The organism is Sphingomonas sp. GlSt437 (genome assembly GCF_048015635.2).
Classification (GTDB): Bacteria; Pseudomonadota; Alphaproteobacteria; order Sphingomonadales; family Sphingomonadaceae; genus Sphingomonas.
The window spans coordinates 213,728-239,401 of record NZ_JBPGYA010000001.1; the positions used below are offsets into that span (position 1 = coordinate 213,728).

The 25,674-nt window shown below is 63.4% G+C and carries 30 protein-coding genes; 15 read left to right on the forward strand and 15 right to left on the reverse strand.

Annotation, left to right across the window (positions count from 1 at the left end; genetic code table 11):
• Positions 1-2: 2 nt before the first annotated feature.
• The 7 genes from rplC to rpsL form a co-directional block, all read right to left on the reverse strand.
• Positions 3-761 (reverse strand): 50S ribosomal protein L3, encoded by a 759-nt coding sequence (rplC, locus tag ACLB0R_RS01110; RefSeq protein WP_416641396.1) that lies wholly within the window; start codon positions 759-761, stop codon positions 3-5.
• A 244-nt stretch (positions 762-1,005) separates the two neighbouring features.
• On the reverse strand, positions 1,006-1,314 hold the full coding sequence (rpsJ, locus tag ACLB0R_RS01115) for a 30S ribosomal protein S10 (protein ID WP_007406109.1): 309 nt from the start codon (positions 1,312-1,314) through the stop codon (positions 1,006-1,008).
• Between the two features lie 136 nt (positions 1,315-1,450).
• Positions 1,451-2,641: an elongation factor Tu gene (gene tuf, locus ACLB0R_RS01120; RefSeq protein ID WP_416641400.1), complete on the reverse strand. Its 1,191-nt coding sequence runs from the start codon at positions 2,639-2,641 to the stop codon at positions 1,451-1,453.
• A 245-nt stretch (positions 2,642-2,886) separates the two neighbouring features.
• Positions 2,887-4,980: an elongation factor G gene (gene fusA, locus ACLB0R_RS01125; protein ID WP_416641402.1), complete on the reverse strand. Its 2,094-nt coding sequence runs from the start codon at positions 4,978-4,980 to the stop codon at positions 2,887-2,889.
• Positions 4,981-5,018: 38 nt separating this feature from the next.
• The gene (locus ACLB0R_RS01130) at positions 5,019-5,252 is read right to left on the reverse strand and encodes a hypothetical protein (protein WP_416641403.1); all 234 of its coding nucleotides are present in this window, start codon (positions 5,250-5,252) and stop codon (positions 5,019-5,021) included.
• Positions 5,253-5,312: 60 nt separating this feature from the next.
• A complete protein-coding gene (gene rpsG / locus ACLB0R_RS01135; RefSeq protein WP_416641404.1) occupies positions 5,313-5,783 on the reverse strand; it encodes a 30S ribosomal protein S7 in 471 nt (156 codons plus the stop codon).
• Positions 5,784-5,836: 53 nt separating this feature from the next.
• Positions 5,837-6,208 carry a 30S ribosomal protein S12 gene (rpsL, locus tag ACLB0R_RS01140; protein ID WP_022687071.1) on the reverse strand — a complete coding sequence of 124 codons (372 nt, stop codon included), beginning with the start codon at positions 6,206-6,208 and terminating at the stop codon, positions 5,837-5,839.
• A gap of 293 nt (positions 6,209-6,501) precedes the next feature.
• Between rpsL and ACLB0R_RS01145 the strand changes: the two genes are divergently transcribed.
• Together ACLB0R_RS01145 and ACLB0R_RS01150 are read left to right on the forward strand one after the other, a co-directional pair.
• Entirely contained in the window at positions 6,502-7,656 is a 1,155-nt protein-coding gene (locus tag ACLB0R_RS01145) for a hypothetical protein (protein WP_416641406.1), read from the forward strand.
• 119 nt (positions 7,657-7,775) lie between these two features.
• Positions 7,776-8,264 (forward strand): bactofilin family protein, encoded by a 489-nt coding sequence (locus ACLB0R_RS01150; protein WP_416641408.1) that lies wholly within the window; start codon positions 7,776-7,778, stop codon positions 8,262-8,264.
• Between the two features lie 41 nt (positions 8,265-8,305).
• Here the strand turns inward: ACLB0R_RS01150 and ACLB0R_RS01155 are convergent, their stop codons facing one another.
• From ACLB0R_RS01155 to ACLB0R_RS01185, 7 genes are read right to left on the reverse strand one after another with little or no spacing between them, the layout of a single operon-like run.
• Complete coding sequence (locus ACLB0R_RS01155) at positions 8,306-9,586, reverse strand: metal-dependent hydrolase family protein (RefSeq protein WP_416641409.1); 1,281 nt, start codon at positions 9,584-9,586, stop codon at positions 8,306-8,308.
• Positions 9,586-10,755, reverse strand: coding sequence for a S41 family peptidase (locus ACLB0R_RS01160; RefSeq protein WP_416641411.1), 1,170 nt, complete (start codon positions 10,753-10,755; stop codon positions 9,586-9,588). Before ACLB0R_RS01160 ends, ACLB0R_RS01155 begins: the two co-directional genes overlap by 1 nt.
• On the reverse strand, positions 10,752-12,152 hold the full coding sequence (lpdA, locus tag ACLB0R_RS01165) for a dihydrolipoyl dehydrogenase (RefSeq protein WP_416641413.1): 1,401 nt from the start codon (positions 12,150-12,152) through the stop codon (positions 10,752-10,754). The genes ACLB0R_RS01160 and lpdA overlap by 4 nt, the downstream gene beginning before the upstream one ends.
• Positions 12,145-12,579, reverse strand: coding sequence for a hypothetical protein (locus tag ACLB0R_RS01170; protein WP_416641415.1), 435 nt, complete (start codon positions 12,577-12,579; stop codon positions 12,145-12,147). The genes lpdA and ACLB0R_RS01170 overlap by 8 nt, the downstream gene beginning before the upstream one ends.
• The gene (locus tag ACLB0R_RS01175; protein ID WP_416641417.1) at positions 12,576-12,983 is read right to left on the reverse strand and encodes an acyl-CoA thioesterase; all 408 of its coding nucleotides are present in this window, start codon (positions 12,981-12,983) and stop codon (positions 12,576-12,578) included. Before ACLB0R_RS01175 ends, ACLB0R_RS01170 begins: the two co-directional genes overlap by 4 nt.
• Positions 12,980-13,198, reverse strand: a complete 219-nt coding sequence (locus ACLB0R_RS01180) for a hypothetical protein (RefSeq protein WP_416641418.1) — start codon at positions 13,196-13,198, stop codon at positions 12,980-12,982. The genes ACLB0R_RS01175 and ACLB0R_RS01180 overlap by 4 nt, the downstream gene beginning before the upstream one ends.
• A gap of 10 nt (positions 13,199-13,208) precedes the next feature.
• Positions 13,209-14,525, reverse strand: a complete 1,317-nt coding sequence (locus ACLB0R_RS01185) for a pyruvate dehydrogenase complex dihydrolipoamide acetyltransferase (protein WP_416641420.1) — start codon at positions 14,523-14,525, stop codon at positions 13,209-13,211.
• Positions 14,526-14,675: 150 nt separating this feature from the next.
• Between ACLB0R_RS01185 and ACLB0R_RS01190 the strand changes: the two genes are divergently transcribed.
• From ACLB0R_RS01190 to ACLB0R_RS01240, 11 genes are all read left to right on the forward strand, one after another.
• Positions 14,676-15,128, forward strand: coding sequence for a universal stress protein (locus ACLB0R_RS01190; RefSeq protein WP_416641422.1), 453 nt, complete (start codon positions 14,676-14,678; stop codon positions 15,126-15,128).
• Positions 15,129-15,500: 372 nt separating this feature from the next.
• Positions 15,501-16,919, forward strand: a complete 1,419-nt coding sequence (locus ACLB0R_RS01195) for an aldehyde dehydrogenase family protein (protein WP_416641423.1) — start codon at positions 15,501-15,503, stop codon at positions 16,917-16,919.
• A gap of 257 nt (positions 16,920-17,176) precedes the next feature.
• Positions 17,177-18,190, forward strand: a complete 1,014-nt coding sequence (locus ACLB0R_RS01200) for an aldo/keto reductase (protein ID WP_416641424.1) — start codon at positions 17,177-17,179, stop codon at positions 18,188-18,190.
• A 53-nt stretch (positions 18,191-18,243) separates the two neighbouring features.
• Positions 18,244-19,101 carry a helix-turn-helix transcriptional regulator gene (locus ACLB0R_RS01205; protein WP_416641426.1) on the forward strand — a complete coding sequence of 286 codons (858 nt, stop codon included), beginning with the start codon at positions 18,244-18,246 and terminating at the stop codon, positions 19,099-19,101.
• Between the two features lie 51 nt (positions 19,102-19,152).
• Positions 19,153-19,857 carry an acyl-homoserine-lactone synthase gene (locus ACLB0R_RS01210; RefSeq protein ID WP_416641427.1) on the forward strand — a complete coding sequence of 235 codons (705 nt, stop codon included), beginning with the start codon at positions 19,153-19,155 and terminating at the stop codon, positions 19,855-19,857.
• Between the two features lie 17 nt (positions 19,858-19,874).
• On the forward strand, positions 19,875-20,303 hold the full coding sequence (locus tag ACLB0R_RS01215; protein WP_416641428.1) for a MarR family transcriptional regulator: 429 nt from the start codon (positions 19,875-19,877) through the stop codon (positions 20,301-20,303).
• A 204-nt stretch (positions 20,304-20,507) separates the two neighbouring features.
• Complete coding sequence (locus ACLB0R_RS01220) at positions 20,508-21,668, forward strand: tyrosine-type recombinase/integrase (RefSeq protein WP_416641430.1); 1,161 nt, start codon at positions 20,508-20,510, stop codon at positions 21,666-21,668.
• 220 nt (positions 21,669-21,888) lie between these two features.
• Positions 21,889-22,074: a helix-turn-helix domain-containing protein gene (locus tag ACLB0R_RS01225; protein ID WP_416641431.1), complete on the forward strand. Its 186-nt coding sequence runs from the start codon at positions 21,889-21,891 to the stop codon at positions 22,072-22,074.
• Positions 22,075-22,077: 3 nt separating this feature from the next.
• Positions 22,078-22,266: a hypothetical protein gene (locus ACLB0R_RS01230; RefSeq protein WP_416641432.1), complete on the forward strand. Its 189-nt coding sequence runs from the start codon at positions 22,078-22,080 to the stop codon at positions 22,264-22,266.
• Positions 22,259-22,477, forward strand: coding sequence for a hypothetical protein (locus ACLB0R_RS01235; RefSeq protein WP_434953675.1), 219 nt, complete (start codon positions 22,259-22,261; stop codon positions 22,475-22,477). The genes ACLB0R_RS01230 and ACLB0R_RS01235 overlap by 8 nt, the downstream gene beginning before the upstream one ends.
• Positions 22,455-23,780 carry an AAA family ATPase gene (locus ACLB0R_RS01240; RefSeq protein ID WP_416641434.1) on the forward strand — a complete coding sequence of 442 codons (1,326 nt, stop codon included), beginning with the start codon at positions 22,455-22,457 and terminating at the stop codon, positions 23,778-23,780. Before ACLB0R_RS01235 ends, ACLB0R_RS01240 begins: the two co-directional genes overlap by 23 nt.
• Before the next feature lie 335 nt (positions 23,781-24,115).
• Here ACLB0R_RS01240 and ACLB0R_RS01245 read toward each other — a convergent pair whose 3' ends face one another.
• Positions 24,116-24,499: a hypothetical protein gene (locus ACLB0R_RS01245; RefSeq protein WP_416641436.1), complete on the reverse strand. Its 384-nt coding sequence runs from the start codon at positions 24,497-24,499 to the stop codon at positions 24,116-24,118.
• Between the two features lie 34 nt (positions 24,500-24,533).
• Here ACLB0R_RS01245 and ACLB0R_RS01250 point away from each other — a divergent pair, with 34 nt between their 5' ends.
• Together ACLB0R_RS01250 and ACLB0R_RS01255 are read left to right on the forward strand one after the other, a co-directional pair.
• A complete protein-coding gene (locus tag ACLB0R_RS01250) occupies positions 24,534-24,728 on the forward strand; it encodes a hypothetical protein (protein WP_416641437.1) in 195 nt (64 codons plus the stop codon).
• Positions 24,729-24,863: 135 nt separating this feature from the next.
• On the forward strand, positions 24,864-25,643 hold the full coding sequence (locus ACLB0R_RS01255; protein ID WP_416641439.1) for a hypothetical protein: 780 nt from the start codon (positions 24,864-24,866) through the stop codon (positions 25,641-25,643).
• Positions 25,644-25,674: the final 31 nt, after the last annotated feature.

The following is a 25,674-nucleotide window of genomic DNA, read 5'->3' on the forward strand; positions in this document are numbered from 1 at the left end:
GTTTAGCCCTCCTGGCCTTCGGTCGCCTCGACCGCGGGTGCTTCGTCAGCAGGCGTGTCGGCGACAGGGGTGGTGTTCTCGTTGGCGACCTGCTTCAGGCCGGCCGGGTACGGCGCGTCCTTGGGCAGCGGCACCTTGACCGCATCATGCACGAGCAGCCAGCCGCCCTTCGAGCCGGGCACCGAGCCCTTGACGAAGATCAGGCCGCGCTCGGCGTCGGTCGAGACGATTTCGAGATTCTGCTGAGTGCGCTGGCGGTCGCCCATGTGACCGGCCATCTTCTTGTTCTTGAAGACCTTGCCGGGATCCTGACGGTTGCCGGTCGAGCCGTGCGAGCGGTGCGAGACCGAGACGCCGTGCGTCGCGCGCAGACCGCCGAAGTTCCAGCGCTTCATCGCGCCGGCAAAGCCCTTGCCCTGCGTGTAGCCCTGCACGTCGACCAGCTGGCCGGCGACGAAATGGTCGGCCGAAATCTCGGCGCCGACGTCAAGCAGCGCGTCTTCCGACACGCGGAATTCCCGAACGATTGCCTTGGGCTCGACTTCTGCTTTCGCGAAATGGCCCCGCTGCGGCTTGGCGACATTCTTGGCCTTGGCCGCGCCGGCGCCGAGCTGAACCGCGACATAGCCGTCACGGTCGGTCTCGCGGCGGGCGACCACCTGCAGATTGTCGAGCGCCAGAACGGTGACGGGCACATGGCGCCCATCGTCCTGGAACAAGCGGGTCATCCCCATTTTCTTCGCGATCACGCCAGTGCGCATGATCCATGCTCCTTGTTTCAGAGGCCCGCCGGCACGATTGCCGAACGGGCTTGAGGGACGAGGGCGAGCCAAAGCCCGTCCGCATCCCGCGTATCAGCCCCAAATGATGTGCGTGCCCCGACCCGGGCTGGTGCCGTGCTTGAAGCAGCGCGGCGTGTCGGGGGACGCGGGCCCGGATAAATCCGGCGGTATCCCTTATCGTGTGGCCCCGGATGGGACCGAATCTCGTTGGAGAAGCGGCGCGTTACGCCAGCTTGATCTCCACGTCAACGCCTGCCGCAAGATCGAGCTTCATCAGCGCGTCGACCGTCTGCGGCGTCGGCTGCACGATGTCGAGCATGCGCTTGTAGGTACGCACTTCGAACTGCTCGCGCGACTTCTTGTCGATGTGCGGCCCACGGTTGACCGTGAACTTCTCGATGCGCGTCGGCAAGGGAATGGGACCGCGGATAAGCGCGCCGGTGCGGCGAGCGGTGTCGGCGATGTCGCCGGTTGCCTGATCGAGCACGCGATGATCGAACGCCTTCAGGCGAATGCGGATATTGCTGTCCATGTCCCTACCGATGCGAAAGAGCGGGTTACCTTACGGCAACTCTTGGTTGTTCACGTAACTAGTTGCTTGCGCAAAATAGCAACCGCCCGAGCCCCCGGTTCAATGCCCCGGGGAATCGGGCGGAAGCGCGCCTATATTACTTCGAGATCGAGCTGACAACCCCCGCGCCGACGGTACGACCACCTTCGCGAATGGTGAAGCGCTGGCCGACGTCCATAGCGATCGGCGCGATCAGCTTGACGCCGAGCGCGACGTTGTCGCCGGGCATGACCATCTCGGTGCCCTCAGGCAGCTCGACGGTGCCGGTCACGTCGGTCGTGCGGAAGTAGAACTGCGGACGATAGTTGGCGAAGAACGGCGTGTGGCGGCCGCCTTCATCCTTCGACAGCACATAGACTTCCGACTTGAACTCGGTGTGCGGCGTAATCGAGCCGGGCTTGGCCAGAACCTGGCCGCGCTCGACTTCCTCACGACCGACGCCGCGCAGCAGCGCGCCGACATTGTCGCCCGCCTGGCCCTGATCGAGCAGCTTGCGGAACATCTCGACGCCCGTGACCGTGGTCTTGCGGGTATCGGTGATGCCGACGATCTCGACTTCCTCGCCGACCTTGATGATGCCGGTTTCGACACGGCCGGTTACGACGGTGCCGCGACCCGAGATCGAGAACACGTCTTCGATCGGCATCATGAACGGTTTGTCGAGCGGACGCTCGGGCTGCGGAATGTAATCGTCGACCGCGCGCATCAGTTCGAGCACGGCGTCGTGGCCGATCTTGGGATCGCTGCCGTCAAGCGCCTTGACCGCCGAACCCTTGATGATCGGAATATCGTCGCCCGGGAAGTCGTAGCTGCTCAGCAGCTCGCGGACTTCGAGCTCGACGAGCTCGAGGATTTCCTCGTCATCGACCAGGTCGACCTTGTTCATGAACACGACCATCGCCGGCACGCCGACCTGGCGGGCGAGCAGGATGTGCTCGCGGGTCTGCGGCATCGGGCCGTCGGTCGCCGACACGACCAGGATCGCGCCGTCCATCTGGGCGGCACCGGTGATCATGTTCTTCACATAGTCGGCGTGGCCGGGGCAATCGACGTGCGCATAGTGGCGCGCTTCGGTCTCATACTCGACGTGCGCGGTCGAGATGGTGATGCCGCGCTCGCGCTCTTCCGGCGCCTTGTCGATGTTGGCGTAGTCGACGAACGTCGCGCCGCCCGTCTCGGCCAGGACCTTCGTGATCGCGGCCGTCAGCGACGTCTTGCCGTGGTCGACGTGACCGATCGTGCCGATGTTCAGGTGCGGCTTAGTCCGCTCGAATTTTGCCTTCGCCATTTTTTCCTACCTTCTGGTCAAATCACTTGAAATCCGCTGCGGGACTCGCGCGAAAGCGGCCCCATAGCGACTGGTTTCGGGTTACGCCAGCCCCTTCCCTTCTGCGTCACCCCGGACTTGATCCGGGGTCCCGCTTTCGAGCAGGCCGACGGCGGACAAATCCGCCGTCGTCGGACCTCGGGCTGGGCCCGAGGCCGGCCGGCCTTTCGTCGTCTCGGCGCCGAGATGCCTCAGCGCCGTGCGTCTCAGGCGAGCTTCGCCTTCACGTCCTCCGCCACGTTCGCCGGCACTTCGTCATAATGCGAGAACTGCATCGTGTACTGGGCGCGGCCCTGGGTGAACGAGCGCAGCTGGTTCACATAGCCGAACATGTTGGCGAGCGGCACCAGCGCCTTCACCGCCTGCGCGTTGCCGCGCGTGTCGGTGCCCTGGATCTGGCCGCGGCGGCTGTTCAAGTCGCCGATGACGTCGCCCAGATAATCCTCGGGCGTCACGACCTCGACGGTCATGATCGGCTCGAGAATCTTGATGCCGGCCTTCTGCGCCGCTTCCCGCATCGCGCCGCGACCGGTGATTTCGAACGCCAGCGCCGACGAGTCGACATCGTGATACTTGCCGTCGATCAGGTGGACTTCGAAATCGACGATCGGGAAGCCGATCAGCGATCCGGTTTCCGCCGTTTCGCGCATGCCCTTCTCGACCGAGGGGATATATTCGCGCGGAATATTGCCGCCCTTGATCTCGTCGAAGAACTGGAAGCCCGTGCCACGCTCGCCCGGCTTCACCTGCACCTTGACTTCGCCGAACTGGCCCGAACCACCCGACTGCTTCTTGTGCGTGTAGACAAGCTCGACCGGCTTCGCGAGATATTCGCGATACGCGACTTGCGGCGCGCCGACATTCGCCTCGACCTTGAACTCGCGCTTCATGCGGTCGACCAGGATTTCGAGGTGAAGCTCGCCCATGCCCTTGATGATCGTCTGGCCCGATTCATGATCGGTCGAGACACGGAACGAGGGGTCCTCAGCGGCCAGGCGGTTGAGCGCGATGCCCATCTTTTCCTGGTCGGCCTTGGTCTTGGGTTCGACCGACAGTTCGATGACGGGATCGGGGAATTCCATCCGCTCGAGGATGATCGGCAGCGCGGCGTCGCACAGCGTGTCCCCGGTGGTGGTTTCCTTCAGCCCCGCCAGCGCGACGATGTCGCCGGCATGTGCCTCATCGATGTCCTCACGGCTGTTCGCATGCATCAGCAGCATGCGGCCGATTTTTTCCTTCTTGTCCTTCACCGAGTTCAGATACGTGCCCTTGGCAAGCGTGCCCGAATAGATGCGCGCGAAGGTGAGCGTACCCACGAACGGGTCGTTCATGATCTTGAACGCCAGCGCCGAGAACGGCGCCTTGTCGTCGGCCGGACGCGAATCCTCGGTCGTGCCGTCGAGCTTCACGCCCTGCACGTCGGGAATGTCGAGCGGGCTCGGCAGATAGTCGATCACCGCGTCGAGCAGCGGCTGAACGCCCTTGTTCTTGAACGCCGAGCCGCACAGCACCGGCACGAACGAGAAGTTGAGCGTGCCCTTGCGGATCAGGCGCTTCAGCGTCGCGGCATCGGGCTCCTCGCCTTCGAAGAACTTCTCCATCGCCTCATCATCCTGCTCGACGGCAGCTTCGATGAGCTCGTGGCGTGCGGCTTCCGCCGCGTCCTTCAGCTCGGCGGGGATATCCTGATATTCGAACTTCGCGCCCAGCGATTCTTCGAGCCAGATGATCGCGCGGTTGTTGACCAGATCGACCAGGCCCTTGAAGCCGCCCTCGATGCCGATCGGCAGATACAGGACGAGCGGGCGCGCGCCGAGACGATCCTTGATCATCTCCACGCACCGCTCGAAATTCGCGCCCATGCGGTCGAGCTTGTTGACGAAGCACATCCGCGGCACATTGTATTTCTCGGCCTGGCGCCACACCGTTTCCGACTGCGGCTCAACGCCAGCGACGCCGTCAAAGCACGCCACTGCGCCGTCGAGCACGCGCAGCGAACGCTCGACTTCAATGGTGAAGTCGACGTGGCCTGGCGTATCGATGATGTTGATGCGGTGCTCTTCGCCCTGGCCGTCATCGCCGCGCCAGAAGCACGTCGTTGCGGCGGACGTGATGGTGATGCCGCGCTCCTGCTCCTGCTCCATCCAGTCCATCGTCGCGGTGCCTTCATGCACTTCGCCGATCTTGTAGGACTTGCCGGTGTAATAGAGGATGCGCTCGGTCGTCGTCGTCTTGCCGGCGTCGATGTGCGCCATGATGCCGATATTGCGGTAGCGTTCGAGCGGATGGCTGCGGGCCATGACGTATTCCTTCAACTATATCGAAAAAAGGCTGAGGTTCAGCCGGCAAGGTATTTCAAGAGAGCCAGCGCCGCACCCATGAGGGCAGCCCCGGCAATCAGGCTTTGAACAACGATCGCCCAAGGCGCGAGACCGGTGTCCTTCCGAAGCTTAGCCTGTTCGGCCATCAGCTTCTTCTGTTCAGCGGTGAACTTTTCGGCTTCCTCGATCGAGCGCAAAATACGAACGCGCTGTTCTTCGATATCGAAATTGTCGCGCTGTACCGTCGCCATGACCGTGCCTTTCGCGTCCTATATAATCGCTTACCAACGGTGTTGCCAGAGCGACCGCTGTTACCAGCGATAATGCGAGAAGGCGCGGTTGGCTTCGGCCATGCGGTGCGTGTCTTCACGCTTCTTGACCGCGTTGCCACGATTGTTGGCGGCATCCATCAGCTCGCCCGACAGGCGCGCGGCCATGGTGTGCTCGCTGCGGTTGCGCGCCGCCGAAATCAGCCAGCGGATCGCCAGCGCCTGCGCGCGCTCCGGGCGAACCTCGACCGGCACCTGATAAGTCGCACCACCGACGCGGCGGCTGCGGACCTCGATGCCCGGCTTCACATTGGCGAGCGCTTCGTGGAACACGCCCAGCGGATCCTTCTTGGCGCGGGTCTCGACGGTTTCGAGCGCACCATAGACGATGCCCTCGGCGACGGCCTTCTTACCGTCCAGCATCACGCTGTTCATGAACTTCGACAGCACCACATCACCGAACTTGGGGTCCGGCAGAATTTCCCGCTTTTCGGGACGACGACGACGAGACATTGGTTCTTCCTTCTACACTTCAGCCATCAGGGGGCGCGGATAACCGGCCCGGCTTACTTCGGACGCTTGGCGCCGTATTTGGAGCGGGACTGCTTGCGGTCCTTGACACCCTGGGTGTCGAGCACGCCGCGCAGCACATGGTAGCGCACGCCGGGCAAGTCGCGCACGCGGCCGCCGCGGATCAGCACCACCGAGTGCTCCTGCAGGTTGTGACCTTCGCCCGGAATATAGCTGATCACTTCGCGGCTGTTGGTCAGGCGGACCTTGGCCACCTTGCGCAGCGCCGAGTTCGGCTTTTTCGGGGTCGTCGTATAAACACGCGTGCAGACGCCGCGCTTCTGCGGGTTCTGCTCCATGGCAGGGACCTTGCTCTTGGCCTTCTGCGGGTCGCGGCCCTTGCGGACCAGCTGGTTGATCGTCGGCATGAAGCCCTTCACCTTTCATTGCCGGGCCATCGGGACCGGCGGTTACTTTGCTGGCGCCATCACATGTCGAGGGAAACGCCAAAAGGACCAAGCGACGAGACTCTCTCGCCTCCGGTCCCTCATTACGTCCAGCAATGTTCAAGCATGCCCGGCACGGACCTGGGTCCGGTCGAGCGAGCGCGCCTATAGCGATGGCCGATTGTGCGGTCAATGGTCTGTGCAGCCCCGGCCGAGCGCGCCACGCCGCAAATCTTTACCCGGCCCTAACCAAGCCTGGCTAAGCCGGCGCCACGATGTTGGCATCCCCCGCTCCGCTGTCCGGCAACCCGCTCGTCGCCTCCGTGCCGCGCGCCCAGATTGCCAGAATCGGCGTGCTGGTCGCGCTGTTCTACGCGCTGGTGCTGCCGATCATCACCAAGGATGTCGGCTATTATTACGGCCCATGGCTCGACCATATCTGGGCGGCCGGGCCGATTGCCGCCTTCGCCAAGCCGTTCGGCAATTACACCCCGCCCTATCTCTATCTGCTCGCGTTGTTGAGCCCGCTGAAGCTGGTGCTGAGCGATGCGGCGGTGATCAAATCGGTCTCGCTGGTCGGCAACGCGCTGCTCGCGCTCGCGATGGGAGTGACGCTGAAGCGGCTCGGCACGGGCAACGGCGCGATCGGCGCGCTGGCAGTGGTCGCCCTGCCGAGCGCGATCCTCAACGCCGCACTGCTCGGCCAGTGCGATGCGCTTTACGTCGCGCCGATCGTGATGGCGGCGGGCGCAGCGGCGACGCGGCGACCGGGCGCCATGCTGGCCTGGTTCGGCTTCGCCTTGTCGATCAAGCTGCAGGCGATCCTGTGCGCACCCTTCTTCCTCGCGATGCTGCTTGCCTGGCGCAAGCCCTTGTGGCGCTGGTGGCCCGCGCCGGCCGCCTTCATCGCCGCGATGCTACCCGCCTGGACAATCGGCTGGCCGGGATCGGACCTCGCGACGATCTATCTGCGCCAAGCGCGCGATCTCGACGGCATTTTCCTGAACGCGCCCAATATCTGGACGATCGCCGAGCTGGCGATCGGCTCCGCTTCCGGCTTCTTCACGCTGGCGATTGCGGCGGCTTGTGCGGCGAGCCTCGCTTATCTCGTCTGGATGCGGCAGCACGCCGTGCGCTTCAGCCAGACGCAGCTGCTCAACGCCGCGCTGCTCGCCCCGCTGCTCACCGCCGGGCTGCTGCCGCGCATGCACGAGCGCTATTTCTTCGCCGCTGATATCCTGGCGCTGTTGCTAGCCCTGGCAGCGCCGGCGCGGAACACGACGATGCTGGTCGTGCTGGTGCAGCTCGGCTCGTGCCTGGCGATGCTCGGCTATCTGACCGGCGCCGATCTGCTCGCTGCCCTCGCGGCGGTGCCCATGCTCGTCGCGACCGCCATGGTCACGCGTTCGCTGATCACCGCGCACGATTAAAGCCATCCCCTTCTGGTACGACGGAACGCGACGAACCGCGTAGGATTACGCTGCGCCGCAGCGCCGCGGCATGCTAAACATGTCGGGCTTTTCAGCTTCGGATTCGGGGAGTTTCGAGGATGTTCAATTCCAGTTCGCGCGGCAATCGCGAAACGTCGAGCACGCCGCTGCCGCCGCCGCCCGCGCAATCGACCGCCAAGCGCGGCATGTTTTCCGTGATCGGGCAGGATGTTACGATCACCGGCAACGTCAGCGCGACGGCCGATCTCCACATCGATGGCCGTGTCGACGGCGATGTGCATTGCGGCAATCTGGTGCAGGGTTCGGAAAGCCGAATCACCGGCAATGTCCGCGCGCAATCGGCGCGGCTCGCCGGCGCGATCGAAGGCAAGGTGTCGGTCAACAATCTCGTCGTTGAGCGCGCGGCGCGGATTACCGGCGATGTCGAGTATGAAACGATCGCGATCGAGAATGGCGCGGCGATCGATGGCCGCCTGAAGCATGGCGCGCCGCAGGTCCAGGCGACGCTGGTTGCGACGCCGACTCAGCCCGCGCCCAGCGTGAGCGTGCTGCCCACGGCATCGCCTTTCGACGAACAGGCCGCCTGACGTCGGCGCCCGGCGGTTACCCCGCCGGGCCGCCCTCCCCATTATCGAACGCGCTCGCCGCCCTTGATGACGGCGCTCGGATGTTCGAGCAGCCGGACATCGCTGAGCGGGTCGCCCGCCACCGCGACGATATCGCCATAGCGCCCGACCTCGATCGTGCCGACATCGCGCGTGCGGTTGAGCGCTTCCGCCGCATTGCGCGTTGCCGCGCGGATCGCGTCCAGCGGCGTCATCCCCCATTGCACCATCGTCGCGAATTGCTTGGCGTTCTGGCCGGCGGGGAAGACGCCGCCATTATCGGTGCCGAAGATCATCTTGACGCCAGCCTTATAGGCATCGCGGAAGGTTTCGCGCTGCTTGCGGCCGATCGCGCGTTCCTTGGCCAGGCTTTCCTCGAACAGGCCGTTCTTGGCGCCTTCGCTCAGGATGTAATCGTCGTCATAGATATCCATCGAGAACCACGCGCCTTTTTGCTTGGCAAGCGCGAAGCTCTCGGTGTCGGCGAGGCTGGCATGCTCGATCGTGTCGACGCCGGCGCGGATCGCATCGTTGATGCCGTTGGTGCCGTGCGCGTGTGCGGCGACGCGCAAGCCCAGCATATGCGCTTCGTCGGTCACTGCCTTGATCTCGTCAAAGCTCATCTGCTGCGCGCCGGCGACGTCGCTCTTGGAGAGCACGCCGCCCGTCGCGCAGATCTTGATCACTTCGGCGCCATATTTGTGGACGGTGCGCACCAGCTTGCGATAGCCTTCCGGGCTGTCAGCGACCGACGGCGTGGCCACGGTCGAGAAGCTCGGCGGCAAGCCTTCGGTGCCGTCGCAATGCCCACCGGTCGCGCCCAGCGCATAGGTCGCCGGCACGATGCGCGGCCCGGCGATATAGCCGCCCTCGACCGCCTGCTTCAGGCCGACATCGTCATAATCGGGCGAGCCGACATTGCGCACGGCGGTAAACCCCGCCTCCAGCATCGCGCGGGCATTATGCACGCCGACCGCCTGCCAGAAGCTGTCGGTATAGCCGAGCCCGCGAAACCCGCCGATCGTCGGATCGCCGTTCAGATGGACATGCATGTCGATCAAACCGGGCAGGATCGTCTGGCCCGGCAAATCGATGTGCCGGGCATCCGCCGGCACCGCCACCGTCCCCTGCGCCCCCACCGCGCTGATCCGCCCATCGGTGATGACGATAACCGGCTTGTCGACCGTCTTCCCCGCGACAACGTCGACCATATGGTCGGCGGTGATGACGACGGTATCGGCGGCAGCGGGTGCCGCAAGCGCCAGCAAGCCGGTTACGGCGGCGGCGATGGACAAGCGTTTCATCAATTTCCCCTTGGTGATCCGGTCTGTGCCGGTTGGTAGGCTTCGCGCGGCTGACCCGCGACAGTATAAAGGCGTTCTGCCGGAAATTTCACGACCAGGCCGCTCGACGGCAAGGGAAAGTCATAGACCGCACCCTTCAACTGCGCCATCGTCGTGCCTTCGACGCGAGCGCCGATGGCGGCAAAACCGATGGCAAGCCCCTCCCCCATGCTCCCCGTCCAGCGCCCGACACGGACAACGGGTTTTGCCGCGTGATATTTACCGGCACGCGGCAGCACCTGTTCGATCCACTGGCGGACAATGCCCGTCTCGCGCTCCTCTGCAGGCAATTGATGCACCTGATAAGCGGTCGGCTTGTCCACGAACCAGGCCATCATCGCCCGGGCGACGCTGGTATTGCCGCCGGAGGGGGTGTCGGTCAGGTCGATGATGATGGGCGCATCGGCGGGCAGCGACGCCATCGCGGCGTCGAACGCCTTGATCGTCGCCTGGTCACCCAGCGCATTGTTGATCAGGATGCGAACCGAGCCGCCTCCCTCGCGCATCACGCTGATCGGCGGCTTGTCCTGCTTGAGCGAGTAGAGCGTCGGCAACGTCAGCCGGACGATCTTGCCGGCATGGGCAATCGTCAGGTCGCGTGGCCGATCCCGGCGCCCCGCCGCCAGCACCCGCGCGGCATAATCGGCGCGTTCATCGGTGACCGCTAGCCCCAGAGCGCTCCAGAACGTGGCAACGGCCTCGGCAGTCGGCACATCGCCCACCGCGACCAACTGATCGCCCACCGATATGCCTGATGTTGCCGCAGGGCTACCTGGTTTGACGGCCTCGATCGCATAGTGGTTGCCGTGTCGGGTGACCCAGAGGTCGGCATAGGTCGGAACAATCGCCCAACTGTCCTTGAACGACGCGCCGGTGATGGCGTGATGATCCGCCAGCGACGCGATCCGGTCCTCGGCATAATGGAGCAGGCTGTCATCATCGTGCGCCGCCGCGCGTTCATGCGCGAGAACGGGTGAATCGGGCAGCACGCCACCGGGCCAATGATCCTCATAGGCATAATTCTCGGTGATCAGCCGGTCGAGCGCGACGGCGTCCCCGGCATAATCGACCGGCTTGGCGTCGGTCGCGCCAATCAATAACAACGCTGCCGCGCCGATGATCACCTTCATATATGCAACGCGCGCCCATAAGCGCCCAGCACGCTTTCATGCATCATCTCGCTGAGCGTCGGGTGGGGGAACACGCTTTCCATGAATTCCGCATCGGTCAGTTCGCCCGTCTTGCCGATGGTGTAGCCCTGGATCAGTTCGGTCACCTCGGCGCCGACCATGTGCGCGCCGAGCAGTTCGCCAGTCTTGGCGTCGAACACCGTCTTCACAAAGCCTTCCGCCTCGCCCAGCGCGATTGCCTTGCCGTTGCCGATGAAGGGGAAAGTGCCGACTTTCACCTCATAGCCCGCTTCCCGCGCCTTGGCTTCGGTCAGCCCGACCGAGGCGACTTGCGGGTGGCAATAAGTGCAGCCGGGGATGTTGTGCGGGTCCATGGCGTGCGGGTGGCCACCGGCGATCGCTTCGGCCGCGATCACGCCCTCATGGCTTGCCTTGTGCGCCAGCCACGGCGGCGCGGTGATGTCGCCGATCGCCCAGAGGCCGGGCACGTTGGTGCGGCACATCGCGTCGGCCTTGACGAAGCCGCGCTCGTCCATCGCGACGCCGAGCTCCTTCAGGCCGATATTCTCGGTGTTGGGGACGATGCCGATCGCGACGATCAGGTGGCTGAATTCGGCGGCGCTGGTCTTGCCGTCCTTGTCGTTCAGCGTCGCGGTGATGCCGTTGGCGCCCACTTTGATGTCGGACACGCCCGCCCCGGTCAGGATCGTCATCCCCTGCTTCTTCAGCGCCTTCTCCAGGAACGCGGACACGTCGGCATCCTCGACCGGCACGATCCGGTCCATCATCTCGACGACGGTCACCTCAGCGCCCATGTCATTGTAGAAGCTGGCAAACTCGATCCCGATCGCGCCCGAGCCGATCACCAGCAATTTCGACGGCATCTCCGGCGGCACCATCGCGTGACGATAGGTCCACACCCGTTTGCCGTCCGCCGGCGTGCCGGGCAGGTCGCGCGCGCGGGCGCCGGTCGCCACGATGATGTTCTTCGCGGCAAGCTCGGTCGCCTTGCCATCCTTGTCGGTCACCGTCAGCGCGCCCGGCGCGGTCAGCTTGCCCTCGCCCATGAACACCGCGATCTTGTTCTTATTCATCAGGTGGGTGACGCCCTGATTGAGCTGCTTCGCCACCCCGCGCGAGCGCTTGACCACCGCATCGATATCAGCGCTGATCTTGTCCGCGACAAGGCCGTAATCCTTGGCGTGCTGCATATAGTGATAGATTTCCGCCGAGCGCAGCAACGCTTTGGTCGGGATGCATCCCCAGTTGAGGCAAATGCCGCCCAAGAGCTCCCGCTCGACGATCGCGGTCTTGAGCCCCAGCTGCGCCGCGCGGATCGCCGCAACATAGCCGCCGGGGCCCGAGCCGAGGACGATGAGGTCGTAGGTTTCAGGCATCAACCGGTCTCCGGAAAAGGTAATCGCTCAAGAGCCAAATGCCCGCGGCGATGGCAGCGACTGCAAGATAACGAACGCCGTCCTTCGCGCTTAGAGCGCCGTAATACTCTCCAGGCAGAACGCCGACAGCCCAGAGGCCGTCAACGAACAAGCAGTTGGCAACCATGACCGCAAAAGATCGGATCGCTACGCTCCTGGTTTTGACGAGCGTCTGGGTCGGGATCATGATGAGCGTGATCCCTAAAAATGCGGGAACACCGACAAAATACAGAACCACAAGAGGGACGAAAAATACTGCGGTGAATGACGGCGGTGGGAATGCTGGCGACACAAAAACCTTGGCAATGGCGAGCATTACAGTTGCTGCACAGGCAACGAAGACAGCCAAAAATCGCCCAGCGTAAAGACGATCAATCCATTCGGTCATTTCACGACCGGCCCGTCACGATCCGCCTCCCCAATCGACCGCGGCCGCCCATCATCGCCCATCGCGACCAGGGTGAAGCTACCGCTCGCCGCGCGCTCAATACCTTCGCCATGGCGTTCGCGCCGCCAGACATCGACGGCGATGGTCATCGAACTGCGCCCCTGCGACACCAACGTCGCGTAGAAGCTTACCTCGTCCCCCACCAGCACCGGGGCGGCAAAAGCGAAGCCGTCGGCGCCGACCACCGGCGCGCGGCCGCGGCAATGGCGCGACGCGAGCGATCCCGCCGCCAGCGCCATCTGCCCCATCAGCCAGCCGACGAAGATCGTGCCATAGGGGTTGGCATCCGCCGCCATCGCCGTCGCGCGGATCGCCGGCGCGCCTTCGGGCACTGCCTCGCTCATCGCGGGCCGCCCTGCTCGGCGCGGTCAGCCGCCATGGCGCGGCGGATTTGCGGCACGCTCATCACCGTCGTCGTCACCATGCCGACGATCGCGACGATCCACACGTCACGCTGCGCCAGCGGATAGGCCCAGGCGACCAGGCTGGCGATCAGCGCCGCCGCGCCGACGCCGAGCGCGACATGGAAGATTTCCCACCAGGCACGCCGGCCGAGCATGCGCGCCGGATCAGGCCAGCAGGCCGAGCGGGGCTTCGACCAGCTCCTTCAGCCCCTTCATCATCGCTGCGCCTTCCGCCCCATCGATCGCGCGATGGTCGAAGCTGCCGGTCACCGACATCATCGTCGCGATACCGAGCACGCCGTCAATCACGTGCGGGCGCGGCTCGCCGGCGCCGACCGCGAGGATCATCGACTGCGGCGGGTTGATCACTGCTTCGAACTGCTTGATGCCGAACATGCCCATGTTCGAGATGGACGCGGTGCCGCCCTGATATTCGGCCGGCTGCAGCTTGCCTTCCTTGGCGCGGGCGGCGAGGTCCTTCATCTCGGTCGCGATCGCGGCGATGCTCTTGTTGGCGGCGTCCTTGATGATCGGGGTGATCAGGCCATTGGGGATCGACACCGCCACCGCGACGTCCGACCGCGAATAGGTGACGAGCTGGTCACCCAGGAAGGTGACGTTGCACTTGGGGTAAAGCTGCAGCGTGACGCCGAGCGCCTTGATCAGCAGATCGTTGACCGAGACCTTCACGCCGCGTGGCTTGAGTGCCTCGTTGATGTCGCCGCGCAGTTTGAGCAGTGCATCGAGGCGGATGTCGAGCGTCAGGTAGATGTGCGGGATCGATTGCTTCGCCTCGGTCAGGCGGCGCGCGATCGTCTTGCGCATGTTGCTCAGCTTTTCGACCGTGTGCGGGATGGTTTCGTCCCAGGCGACATGAGCTGCGGAGGGCGCGGCGGGCGCGGGTGCGGGCGCTGATGGCGCGGCCTGCACCGCCGGAGCGGCTGCCTGCGCGGGCGCGGCTGCGGTCGTGCTGGCGCCGGCCACGTCCGCCTTGACGATGCGGCCATTGGGGCCAGTGCCCGCCACCGACGCAAGATCGACGCCACGCTCGGCAGCGATGCGGCGGGCAAGCGGGCTGGCTTTGATGCGATCGCCATCCGCCGCGCGAGCTGGGGCCGGCGCGGGTGCTGGGGCGGAAGTCGGCGCAACAGCAGGTGGCGGCGCCGGCGTCGGCGCTGGCGCCGGCGCGGGAGCAGGCGCAGGCGCGGCCTTCGCCGCTGGCGGCGCCCCGGCGTCCTCACCCTCACCAACCAACGTCGCAATCACCGTCCCGACCTTCACATTGTCGGTCCCCTCGGCGACCAGAATGTCGCCGATCGTCCCCTCATCGACCGCTTCGAATTCCATCGTCGCCTTGTCGGTCTCGATCTCGGCGAGCAGGTCGCCCGACTTCACGCTGTCCCCAGCCTTGACGAGCCACTTGGCCAGCGTGCCTTCCTCCATCGTCGGGGAAAGCGCGGGCATCTTGATCTCGATCGGCATGAAATCCTTGTCCTTCGAGTCCGGGGGAGGAGTGACCGCTTCCTTTGCCCTCCCCGCTCGCCCGGTCAAGAGCGGGGCGGGGTTTCCCCCTTGCGCATTGGTATGCAGCGGGCCACCTGTCTCGCAGGGAGAGCGGGAAAGGCCGGACCGATGCGGGTCTATCTGGTGGTGATGGACGAAACGCCCGAAGCCGAAGTGGCGCTGCGCTTCGCCGCGCGGCGCGCGGTGAAGACGGGCGGCGGCGTCGAGATCCTCACGCTGCTGCCGACCGCCGATTTCGTCCCCTGGGGCGGCGTGCAGGCGACGATCGAGGCAGAAGCCCGCCAGCGCGCCGAGGGGCTGTGCGCCGCGGCCGCCGGCACCTTGCTTGCCGAATCGGGCCTGAAGCCGACGATCACGGTGCTCGAGGGCGACCCGCGCAAGGCGATCCGCGACGTGGTCGCGCGCAACCCCGACATCGCCGCGCTGGTGCTGGCGGCCGCCGCGACCGGCGCGCCGGGGCCCTTGGTCAGCCACTTCGCGGGCGATGCGGGCGGGCTCGGCATCCCGCTGATGATCGTGCCAGGCGGGCTGACGCTTGAGGCGATCGATCGGCTGAGTTGAATATGGGCGGCCGGACGCACTTATTCCTCTTCCTTGTGGAAGTTCGAAGTAAACAGTGCCCAGCACTATTCAATTCATGCCGGGGGCATGACCGATCTCGAACGGATAACGCAGCTTGCCGGCCGGCGAAGCTTGGTGAGGGTTACCGCAACGGACAGCGTTGATTTAACCCTTCATCCAGCCCAGACTAAGCATCCGATGACGCGTAAACTAGGGCTGCGAAACCCTTTCCCCGTTCGGGAGCAAGGGTCGAAAAGTCGCGGGGGAAGCCGACCCACCCTTGATCCCAACCCCCATCCGCGCTTTGTTCGCGCGCAAGGGGAATCACCCCGGCAGCGCCCTTCGCGCGGCCCGAACTCGGGAGCAGGATCAATGGAACGCACTTATTCGATGCTGATCGACGGCAAGGCCGATGCCGGCGCGTCAAGCTTTGACGTTATCAACCCCGCGACCGGCGAGGTGCTCGCCCGCTGCCCCAAGGCGGATGAGGCAACCGTCAACCGCGCCGTCGCCGCTGCCAAGGCCGCGTTCCCCGCCTGGGCGGCCAAGTCGCAGGACGAGCGCGCCGCGCTGGTGAGCCAGCTTGCCGATGCGATCGGCGCGCGCCAGGGCGAGTTCGCCAGCCTGCTCACCGCCGAACAAGGCAAGCCGCTGCAGCAAGCCGCGATCGAGATGATGGGCTGTATCTACACGCTCAAGACCTTTGCCGGGATGCGCGTGGAGGAGAAGGTTTACCGCGAAAAGGGCAGCTCGAAGATTTTCGAGCATCGCACCCCGCTCGGCGTCGTCGCCACGATCACGCCGTGGAATTTCCCGGTGTTGATGCTGATGAACAAGCTCGGCCCCGCACTCGTTGCCGGCAACACCGTAGTCGCCAAGCCCGCGCCGACGACGCCGCTCACCGGGCTGCTGTTCGGTGAAATCGCCGCCGAAATCCTGCCGCCCGGCGTGTTCAACATCATCTGCGACGAGAATGACCTCGGCCATGTCCTGACCAACCATCCCGATGTCGCCAAAATCGCCTTCACCGGATCGACCGCGACCGGCAAGAAAGTGATGGCCTCGGCCGCCGACGGCGTGAAGCGCGTGACGCTCGAGCTGGGCGGCAACGACGCCGCGATCGTGCTCGACGATGTCGATCCGGTGAAAGCGGCGCGGAAAGTCTATGGCGGCGCAATGGCCAATGCGGGCCAGGTGTGCGTCGCGATCAAGCGCGCTTATGTGCCAGAAGCAATCTACGATCCCTTCTGCGACGAGCTCGCCCGGCTCGCCGGGGAGGCCGTGGTCGATGACGGATCGAAGCAAGGCACGACGATCGGCCCCATCCAGAACAAGAAGCAATATGAGCGGGTGAAGGAGCTGATCGAGGACGCCAAGCAGCACGGCACCGTGATCGCCGGCGGCGAGCCGCTCGACCGGCCCGGCTATTTCATCCCGCCGACCATCGTTCGCGACCTGCCCGAGGATGCGCGGCTGGTGCAGGAAGAGCAGTTCGGCCCGGTGCTGCCTGTGCTGAAATACAGCGACCTCGACGAGGTGATCGATCGCGCCAATGACAGCGATCTGGGTCTCGGCGGCACGGTGTGGGGCAAGGATGTCGAGCGCGCGATCGAGGTGGCGCGGCGGATCGACAGCGGCACGGTGTGGGTCAACCAATATCTGGCGATCGACCCCAACATCCCGTTCCGCGGCGCCAAGCAATCGGGGCTTGGCGGCGAACTGGGGCCGGATGCACTCAACGAATATACCCAGCCGCACATCGTGAACGCGGTGGCGCTGGAGGAGGCTTGAGCTGTCGTCGCTAGATCCCTCTCCCCTTGCGGGAGAGGGTTACGGAGACTTGGCAGCTTGCTGCCTAGTCGGAGTTGGGTGAGGGGTAAAATACAGCACTCAGCCACCCATCAAGCCCTCACCAAGCTCCGCTAAGCGCTTTCAGCGCTAAGCTTCGCTATCAGTTCGAGGGCGGTCATGCCCCCGGCATAACCTAAACAGTGCGGGGCACTGTTTACCTCGAACTCCCGCAAGGGGAGAGGAATAGGAAACCACTCATGACCTCCACCCTCCCCCACCGCCAGATCGGCCCGCTCACCGTCTCCGCGATCGGCCTGGGCTGCATGAACCTCAGCCATGCCTATGGCGACGTGCCCGACGAAACCGACGCGATCCGCCTGCTCAATCGCGCGCTCGACCTGGGCGTGACCTTCCTCGACACCGCCGCGCTCTATGGCATGGGCGCGAATGAGCGGCTCGTGGCCAAGGCTGTCGGCCATCGGCGCGCCGAATTCACCCTCGCCAGCAAATGCGTGCTTGATGTGTACGATGGCAAGCGCGGCATCGATGGCTCGCCTGCGGCGATCGCCAACACGCTCGACAACGCGCTGCAGCGGCTCGGCACCGACCATATCGATCTTTATTACATGCACCGGCTCGATCGGCGCGTGCCAGTGGAGGACTCGGTCGGCGCGCTGGCGCGGGCGCGGGAGGCGGGCAAGATCGGTGCGATCGGCCTGAGCGAGATGTCGGCTGATACGATCCGCCGCGCGCACGCCGTCCACCCGATCGCGGCGGTACAGTCCGAATATTCGCCCTGGGTGCGCAACCCCGAAGTCGCGGTGCTCGATGCTTGCGCGGAGCTCGGCATCGGCTTCGTCGCCTTTTCGCCTGTCGCGCGCGGCTTTCTAGCGGATGCCGTGCATGAGGCGCGCTTCGTGGCGCACGACATCCGCAATTTCATGCCGCGCTTCACCGCCGAGAATCTGGCGGCCAACCTGCCCTTGCTCGATCGCTTCAAGACAGTTGCGGCGGGCGCAGGCTGCACGCCGGCGCAGCTCGCGCTTGGCTGGGTGCTGGCGCGCCGGCCATTCATCGTGCCCATTCCCGGCACCCGCAGCATCGCGCACCTCGAGGAAAATGTCGGCGCCGCGACGCTGACCTTGTCCGACGACATCATCGCCGCCGTCGACGCCATCTTCCCGCCCGGCGCGGTCGCCGGCACGCGCTACAACGATATGATGCAGGCCCAGATCGACACAGAGTTGCTGCCGGAAGAAAGCATCGCCTGAGGCGTTGGCGGGCCGCATCGCGTGCCGCCCTGCGCTCCTTCAATCCGAGACAAATGCGCCTAACGGGCAGAAAAGCGTGGATTGATCACGTTGCAAACTGTGCTACCCCCGGGGTTCGACTTGTTGGAGGGCGTATCGCGATGGAGATGGTTAGCCACCGGGCTCTAGACTTTCTTCAGCAGGCACCGGCGATGTCGGATATCGGCGAGCTTGTGCGTGAATTCGGCGCCGTCGTTAACCTATATGGTTACGATACTTTCGGCTATATCAGTTTGGCGACGCCCGGCGAGCCGGTTCGCCCGCGGGTTTTGTTCAGCGGGCAGACCATGGGCTGGGGCGAGCGCTATATGCAAGAGCATCTCGCGGCCGACGATCCGACTTTGCCGCTCGTTTTCTCGAAGCATTCGCCTTTCGCTTGGAGCGACTTGTCGGGCGCCGCGCTGAACAAGAAGCAGAAACGGTTGTTCGAGGAAGCGTTCAAGGTCGGGCTGAAGAACGGCTTCGTCGTGCCGGTGACGGGGCCGCTGGGCGAAGTGGCCGCCGTGTTGCTGGCGGGCGAGAACCACAATCCGCCTGGGATCGCCGAGCGCAGCACGATTCAGGCGCTCGCGACGGTTTTTGCGACCTGCGGCCGCTCGCTGCTCGAAATCGCCGATGATGAGCTGATCCCGGAAAACATCCTCACCCGGCGAGAAGCGCAGTGCCTCACCTGGGTTGCGCAAGGCAAAACCGATTGGGAAATCGGCGCAATTCTAGAAATTGCGCCGCGCACGGTCGGTGCGCATCTCGACAATGCGCGCGCCAAATTGGGTGCATCGACGCGCGCTCAGGCCGTGTTCGAAGCCTGGCGCCACGGCCTGCTGATCGAGGTGGTGCCGGCCAAGAATTACGGGAAAAGGCCAATACACTGAGGATGGGTCGAGCGGTAGCTAACTCCCTGCATCTGCTGGGGGGTTACGGCAATGATTCATGTGATCACCGCTAGTAATAGCCAAGAATATTGCCATGAACTTTCTCAGTTTTTCAAACTTCGTCGCGAGATTTTCGTCGAAGAAAAGGGCTGGAACCTAGCCAGTATCGACGGCGAAGAGCGCGACGAATATGACGATGATCAGGCGATTTATTTGCTGAACATCGGCCAGGACGGCAAGGTTGTTGCCGGCCAGCGCGTCCGCCCGACGACGACCAATTCCATGCTGAGCGATCATTTTCCGGCAGCGGTGGCGATCAAGGATCGCCCAATTGCCGACGAGACGACGTGGGAAGTCACACGCGGCTTTGTCATCCCCGAGCTTCGCCGCTCAGCGCATCGCCAGTCGCGCGCCGCGTTCCGCGTCGGCTCGCTCGAAGTCGCGCTCGAATTCGGGATCGACCGCATGCTCGGCATCACCGAGATCGAAACGCTGCCGTGGTTCTTTAACATGGGCTATCATGTCCACCTGATCGGCCTGCCGGTCGCCACTGGCGAAACCAGCAGCGTCGCACTCGAGATCGCGGTCAACCACCAGGCGATCGCGCAGATGCGCGAAATCTGGGCGCTCGATGCGCCCTCCAGCTACGCGTTCAGCCCGTCGACCAAGACGCCGGTCGATCTCGACACGCTGGTCGCACACCTGGGGCGCATGGCGGGCGCCACGGGACCTGCAACGCTTCGGCACAATCATTGAGTTTGGGGGCATTGACCATGACGACAGCAGCTGAAATTTCCATCTCCTCTGCCCCGGACGTCGGCGCGATCCGGTTTCGTGGCTTTGAAGACGCGTCGTGCCGAACCGCGTCGTCGATCCGCTCGGCGATCGCGTCGCGCCGGCTGCGCGACAGCTATTTCCCCGGCGAGCTGTTCGCCGATCCGGTCTGGGATATCCTGCTCGAGCTGACGGCGGCCAAGCTCGATGGCCAGCGCGTGCCGATGTCGGCGCTGTGCGCGGCAGCGGGCGTGCCGGCAACGACGGCGCTGCGGCACATCCACGACCTTGAAAGCCGCAAGATGGTCATCCGCCGCCCCGACCCCAATGACAAGCGGCGCGTCTTCGTCGAGCTGAGTGCCGACAGCTATGACGCGATGCTGGCGTATCTGCAGTCTTCGGAAGTAGCCGGGAACGCCCGCCTCTAGCGCGGCAGCGGCAGAAATATGGTCGGGGAGAGAGGATTCGAACCTCCGGCCCCTGCCTCCCGAAGGCAGGGACTCCAGACAACCGGCGACACAACCGGACGCTAAAACCCCCAGAAAAGCTGGTCTTTCTGTCTTGCACAATCCGAATATGTCCGGCTATGTTTTCCGTACTTATTCCGTACGGAACAAACACGGGCATTTTCGATGGCGCTCGATCTCAGCAAAGTAAAAGTTCGGGACGAGCTGAAACCCCAGCGCGAACCGCATTGGCAGCGGCTCAAGGTCGGGTGCTTTCTTGGGTATCGGCCGTCAAAGCGCGGCGGCAAGGGCACGTGGATCGCGCGGGTTTATGACGAGGACAAGGGCAAGTATCGCCTGAAAGCCCTGGGTGACTTTGGCAGCCTGGCTGGGAACGAGATTTTCACGGCGGCAAAGCGCGAGGCCGAGAAGTTCGCCGAACACATCGAGGCTGGTGGCGCGGTTCGGGCCAAGATCGAAACCGTTGCCGACGCCTGCCGCGAATACGGTAAAGCCAATGACGATGCCGAAGGCCGGTTCAAGCGCCACGTCTATGATGACCCGATCGCACGGGTAAAACTCGACCGCCTTCGCCGTCACCATCTACGCGACTGGCGGAAGCGGCTTGAGGATAAGCCATCGCTGGTGAGCCGAAACAAAGAGGGCGATAAGCGAACCCGCGACCGCGCCCCGGCCACTGTCAACCGCGACATGACGGCATTGCGGGCCGCGCTGAATACCGTGCTCGCCCCAGGCGCACCGAACAGTGAGGCAGCATGGCAAGAGGCCCTGGCCGCTGTCCCCAATGCCAGCAAGCAGCGTACGCTCTATCTCGACAAGGACCAGCGCCGGAAGCTGTTGGAGCATATCGATGCGGAGGCCGCACCGTTCGTACGGGCGCTATGTCTCCTGCCACTTCGACCTGGCGCGATGGCCGCTTTGAACGTTGGCGACTTCGACAAGCGCACGTCTGAGTTGACGGTGGGCAAAGACAAGGCAGGCCGCGATCGGCGGATCGTCATTCCAGTGGACGCGGCGAAGCTGCTGGCCAGCCAGACAGCGAACAAGTTGCCCAGCGCTCCGATATTCATGCGCGCCAACGGTAAGGGCTGGGATAGGCATAGCTGGAAACACCCAGTTGCTGCTGCGGTGGCCGCCGCGAAACTTCCAGCCGAAACCAGCGCTTACACGTTGCGTCACAGCACGATTACCGACTTGGTGACCGGTGGCCTTCCGCTCCTCACAATCGCTCAGATTTCGGGCACCAGCGCCGAAATGATTGAGCGGCATTATGGACACCTGGTGCGCGACGCGGCGGTCAAGGCGTTGGGTGAATTAGCGCTATAGGTGGCGGTGAGTTCTGGATTGCGCCCAATGAGACAGTACGGGATGCAATTGCGCCCCAATACCAAAATAACCTATCATTGATCAGGGCAGACATTCTGCTTCGTTACCGGTGACGATCCATGCCGGGCTACATCAAACCGTATTATGCGCGGTTATCGTGGCCCGGTCATCTTGCCTCTTCTGTACAGGTGATCCGCTGCGAGCCGCAGAAAGGACCACCGTGACTAAATCGTATGGCACCATCAACGATGCGGTCCAGTATTCTGGCATGACCAGAACCGCTATTTATCAAGCTCTCAATCGCGGTGACTTATCTGCGCGCAAGTCTGGGCGACGTACCCTGATCGCCTTCGCTGATTTAGACGCCTATCTGAGCAGCCTCCCGGCGTATCAGGCGGCGGCGTAATCCATGACGATCGCAGCAGGGGCGAGCGGCCCAAAAGCGCAGAAGGCCGGCGTGGGGACACCGACCTTCGCATTCGATCACAGCGCAAACGAGTATATCGGCCGCGCTGATTTTTCGCAACAAATAGCTGGCATCCCGCGCATTATTGCGATCCACTGGCTGCGCCTGGAACCGGGGGTGGACCATGTCTAATCCCTCGTTCTCAACGCACCGCGACGCAGCGCTGGCGCTGTTACAAAGCGGCACTGACTTAAACCGGCATTGCGGCGGTTTCCTCGGCCAGATTGCAGTCGACCCCTCGCCATTGAGCGAACGGCAAGCTGAATGGCTGTGTCAGTTGCTCACCCGCGCTGGCCTGGCCTCGAACTGGGAGGCAGCCAATGAAGCCGCTTGCAGCAATTGATGAGCTGCTAAAGTCCGCTGACCCGCCGCTGACGGTCGTTACCGCTGAACCATGGGTATTGCCGCTGATCGACACCACGGGTTGGGTGACAAACGACCCGCCAGCACGCGAATGGATCGTATCTGGGTGGCTGGCGCGCGGCACCGTTTGCTTGCTTAGCGGTGATCCGGGCGTCGGCAAATCGTTGTTGGGCCAGCAGCTGGCAACCGCGCGATGGGCAGGTCGGCCATTTCTCGGTTTGCCCTCGGCGGCTGGCCCGTCGCTGTATGTAACTGCCGAGGATGACCCAGCCGAGCTTCACAGGCGGCAGAACGGCATCAATCGACGGTTAGGTTTGCCCAAGGGGGCGGCACCTCAGTTGTGCAGCCTTTTAGGCTATACTGATGCCCAGCTCGGTTTTTTTGACCCGACGGGCAGGTTCATTCGAGGCGGTGTGTTCGAGGCGATCCGAGCGGCCTGCCAAAAGCACGCAGATACGCTGGTCATTCTCGATAACGTGGCCTGCTTGTTCCCAGGCGATGAAAACCGTCGTGCGGACGTGGCAGCGTTCTGCAACGCCCTTGCTGGCCTTGCCATTGAGGCGGCGTGCACCATCGTGTTGCTCGCTCACCCGGCGAAGGCGGAAGGCTCGCAGTGGTCAGGGTCGACAGCGTGGAACGCCCACGTCAGGGCTCGCTGGTTTCTTGATCGCCCGGACCAAGACGACCCCGACGCCCGCAGACTTTGCAGATCGAAGAGCAATCACGGGCGTGTTGGCGAGGAAATCCGTTTCCGATGGATCGACTGGGCATTCGCCACCGATGACGAGCTGCCAGCCGATACACGCGCCGAGATGGATGCGGTGATACGGGCCAATGCCGACGACGAACGATTCTTGGCGTGCCTTCGCGCTCGGGCGCATCAGGGCGATGGTCGCCACGTCGGCCCCACGCCAGGCCCAAATTATGCACCGTCTCAATTCGAAGGGATGCGCGAGGCTCTCGGGCTTAGGCGCGATCGATTGCGGCTTGCGATGGAACGTCTTTTTGCTGCCGGTGCGATCCGAACAGAGCGGGTTCGCAACGCGGCAAAGGGCCGGGATGTGACAGCCATTGTCGAGGTTGCCGGTGTTCCCCGAACTGCTCCCCGAACCGTTCCCGAACTGGTTCCCGATCCCGTCCCGGACGCCGCCCTAACAGCCCCCGATCCACCCCGCACACATACCCCCTTACTACGTAAGGGGATCGGGACCCCCGCTTTGGGCGGGGTCCCCTACCCCGATGACGACGACTTCGACCCGCTTGAGCACCCAAGGAACTTATGATGACTGATCACGTAAAGAACGACGATCTGGAACCGGATCGTGGCACGGCAGCTACTCAAGGTCATGCCAGCCCGGAGCGTCGAAAACCTACCGATAGAGAGAAGCATGCCATAGCATTGGCGCGCGAAACCTTTGCCAAACGCCCAAGCCGACCAACTTGTTCTTGGTCGGCGGACGAGGGAACCAACTCGGTAAAATTCGGCTCCGACCATGACGACGAGCAAGGTTTCGCATACCATCTCGCGGAAGCCCTGGGCGCGTGCTCGCCGGGTTTCCGTAAACACATGATCAAGTCGATCGGTAACTTCATGCGTCCGCTGGGTGGCGGCTTGCCGTCAGAGGATGCAGTCAACGCGGCCATAGCAATCATCGCGGGAGTCGAGCCCCAAAACGAGCTGGAAAGCATCATCGGCTTGCAACTCGCAGCAACCAACGAACTTTCGCTTGAACTGCTTGCGGCGGCGAAGCGGTCCACAACCGTCGAAGTCATCGGCGCATACATTGCCCAAGCCACCAAATTGCAGCGGACTATGTGCACCCAACTTGAAACGCTCGCGAAGATGAGACGCGGCGGCGAACAGGTCATTCGGCACGTGCACGTCGATAATCGCGGCGGCCAGGCTGTCATTGCCGAGCACGTCCACACCGGGGGTGAGAGAAATGAATTCAGCGAACAATCCCATAGACAAGGCGCGTTCGGCACCTCGCTGCTTGGCCATGACCCGGCGTGGCACGGCATGCCAGTCGCCGGCTATGAAGGGGCGCCGGCGCTGCAGACTGCATGGAGGCAGGAATCCCGGGCCGCCGCTGGGCAACAAAAATGCGTTGAAGCACGGCCTTCGGTCGGCGGATCACACGGCCCTCAAGCATATGATCGCGGAACTGCTGAAGACCTCGGATGAAACCCTCAGACAGTTTCCGATCGATGTGCGCGGAACAGGAGATTAGCGTTGTTATATTTGCCGTACCTGAGCGGAAAAGGGGTGCTAAGTGATTAACTGCCCCGCACCACGAGTCTTTGATGCAATCCGTCTGGCGCGGGGAGGTCGCGCTGGGGGGCTTATATCTGTGCTCGCTTGTTATTTGGACGATAGCGATGCGACGGTCTCAAAGGTCGAGACGATCGCAGGCTACCTTGCCGAGGAAGATGGGTGGCAGCGCTTCGAGGCGTTAGCTGAGGCGATATGCGACAAATACGACGTCGATCTCATTCGCGGGCGACAATTGGATGGCCGCAGCAATTGCTTCAAAGGTTGGAATCTGCCGAAAATCGAGAGGTTTTTAGAGGAGGTCGGGCAGGCTCTCATGGGGAATGTCCTGTTCGGTATCAGCCGTTCGATCGGAAAGGACCATTTCAAGCTATTCCGCCAAAGAGCGCTCAAGCTGGACGCCGAGCATCGTAGGGTCTTTGGCAGTCTCTCAGGGTTTGGCTTTTGCTTTGGGAATATCTCTTTCGAGTTCCGTAACAACGGCAAGTACGGCATCGCCGAACGGGTCAAAGCTGAGGGCATTTCCTACATGTTGGAATCGGGCAGCGGAAACAATCCTGACATTTTCCGCTATGTCGCTTCCGAGCGGCGACGGGGTAACCTGCACGTGAACACCACAGTTTCAGAAGTCGATAAGCGCAGTTGTCGAGCTATCCAGATTGCAGACTTGTACGCATTCTATTCGCGCCGTCGCATGAATAAATTTTCGCGCTTTCAAGGCAAGTTGGAATTTGTGCCAGACGTTCATCAATTGCACGTCCAAACAAAAATCATGCACGATACCGCGTACATCAAAGAGCCAGGCATTTTGGGCACTAATCAGCGTACCGGAGAGACGCTCAATCTCTTCGGTCTAATGGCTCACCCTCGGTGAGTACAAATTACTTAGCAGCCTGTCGGTCTCC

Excerpts from the sequence above, each read along its gene's own strand:
- rplC (WP_416641396.1), bottom strand. The coding sequence starts at position 761 with ATGCGCACTGGCGTGATCGCGAAGAAAATGGGGATGACCCGCTTGTTC.
- rpsJ (WP_007406109.1), bottom strand. The coding sequence starts at position 1,314 with ATGGACAGCAATATCCGCATTCGCCTGAAGGCGTTCGATCATCGCGTG.
- tuf (WP_416641400.1), bottom strand. The coding sequence starts at position 2,641 with ATGGCGAAGGCAAAATTCGAGCGGACTAAGCCGCACCTGAACATCGGC.
- fusA (WP_416641402.1), bottom strand. The coding sequence starts at position 4,980 with ATGGCCCGCAGCCATCCGCTCGAACGCTACCGCAATATCGGCATCATG.
- ACLB0R_RS01130 (WP_416641403.1), bottom strand. The coding sequence starts at position 5,252 with ATGGCGACGGTACAGCGCGACAATTTCGATATCGAAGAACAGCGCGTT.
- rpsG (WP_416641404.1), bottom strand. The coding sequence starts at position 5,783 with ATGTCTCGTCGTCGTCGTCCCGAAAAGCGGGAAATTCTGCCGGACCCC.
- rpsL (WP_022687071.1), bottom strand. The coding sequence starts at position 6,208 with ATGCCGACGATCAACCAGCTGGTCCGCAAGGGCCGCGACCCGCAGAAG.
- ACLB0R_RS01145 (WP_416641406.1), top strand. The coding sequence starts at position 6,502 with ATGTTGGCATCCCCCGCTCCGCTGTCCGGCAACCCGCTCGTCGCCTCC.
- ACLB0R_RS01150 (WP_416641408.1), top strand. The coding sequence starts at position 7,776 with ATGTTCAATTCCAGTTCGCGCGGCAATCGCGAAACGTCGAGCACGCCG.
- ACLB0R_RS01155 (WP_416641409.1), bottom strand. The coding sequence starts at position 9,586 with ATGAAACGCTTGTCCATCGCCGCCGCCGTAACCGGCTTGCTGGCGCTT.
- ACLB0R_RS01160 (WP_416641411.1), bottom strand. The coding sequence starts at position 10,755 with ATGAAGGTGATCATCGGCGCGGCAGCGTTGTTATTGATTGGCGCGACC.
- lpdA (WP_416641413.1), bottom strand. The coding sequence starts at position 12,152 with ATGCCTGAAACCTACGACCTCATCGTCCTCGGCTCGGGCCCCGGCGGC.
- ACLB0R_RS01170 (WP_416641415.1), bottom strand. The coding sequence starts at position 12,579 with ATGACCGAATGGATTGATCGTCTTTACGCTGGGCGATTTTTGGCTGTC.
- ACLB0R_RS01175 (WP_416641417.1), bottom strand. The coding sequence starts at position 12,983 with ATGAGCGAGGCAGTGCCCGAAGGCGCGCCGGCGATCCGCGCGACGGCG.
- ACLB0R_RS01180 (WP_416641418.1), bottom strand. The coding sequence starts at position 13,198 with ATGCTCGGCCGGCGTGCCTGGTGGGAAATCTTCCATGTCGCGCTCGGC.
- ACLB0R_RS01185 (WP_416641420.1), bottom strand. The coding sequence starts at position 14,525 with ATGCCGATCGAGATCAAGATGCCCGCGCTTTCCCCGACGATGGAGGAA.
- ACLB0R_RS01190 (WP_416641422.1), top strand. The coding sequence starts at position 14,676 with ATGCGGGTCTATCTGGTGGTGATGGACGAAACGCCCGAAGCCGAAGTG.
- ACLB0R_RS01195 (WP_416641423.1), top strand. The coding sequence starts at position 15,501 with ATGGAACGCACTTATTCGATGCTGATCGACGGCAAGGCCGATGCCGGC.
- ACLB0R_RS01200 (WP_416641424.1), top strand. The coding sequence starts at position 17,177 with ATGACCTCCACCCTCCCCCACCGCCAGATCGGCCCGCTCACCGTCTCC.
- ACLB0R_RS01205 (WP_416641426.1), top strand. The coding sequence starts at position 18,244 with ATGCGCCTAACGGGCAGAAAAGCGTGGATTGATCACGTTGCAAACTGT.
- ACLB0R_RS01210 (WP_416641427.1), top strand. The coding sequence starts at position 19,153 with ATGATTCATGTGATCACCGCTAGTAATAGCCAAGAATATTGCCATGAA.
- ACLB0R_RS01215 (WP_416641428.1), top strand. The coding sequence starts at position 19,875 with ATGACGACAGCAGCTGAAATTTCCATCTCCTCTGCCCCGGACGTCGGC.
- ACLB0R_RS01220 (WP_416641430.1), top strand. The coding sequence starts at position 20,508 with ATGGCGCTCGATCTCAGCAAAGTAAAAGTTCGGGACGAGCTGAAACCC.
- ACLB0R_RS01230 (WP_416641432.1), top strand. The coding sequence starts at position 22,078 with ATGACGATCGCAGCAGGGGCGAGCGGCCCAAAAGCGCAGAAGGCCGGC.
- ACLB0R_RS01235 (WP_434953675.1), top strand. The coding sequence starts at position 22,259 with ATGTCTAATCCCTCGTTCTCAACGCACCGCGACGCAGCGCTGGCGCTG.
- ACLB0R_RS01240 (WP_416641434.1), top strand. The coding sequence starts at position 22,455 with ATGAAGCCGCTTGCAGCAATTGATGAGCTGCTAAAGTCCGCTGACCCG.
- ACLB0R_RS01245 (WP_416641436.1), bottom strand. The coding sequence starts at position 24,499 with ATGGCCAAGCAGCGAGGTGCCGAACGCGCCTTGTCTATGGGATTGTTC.
- ACLB0R_RS01250 (WP_416641437.1), top strand. The coding sequence starts at position 24,534 with ATGAAGGGGCGCCGGCGCTGCAGACTGCATGGAGGCAGGAATCCCGGG.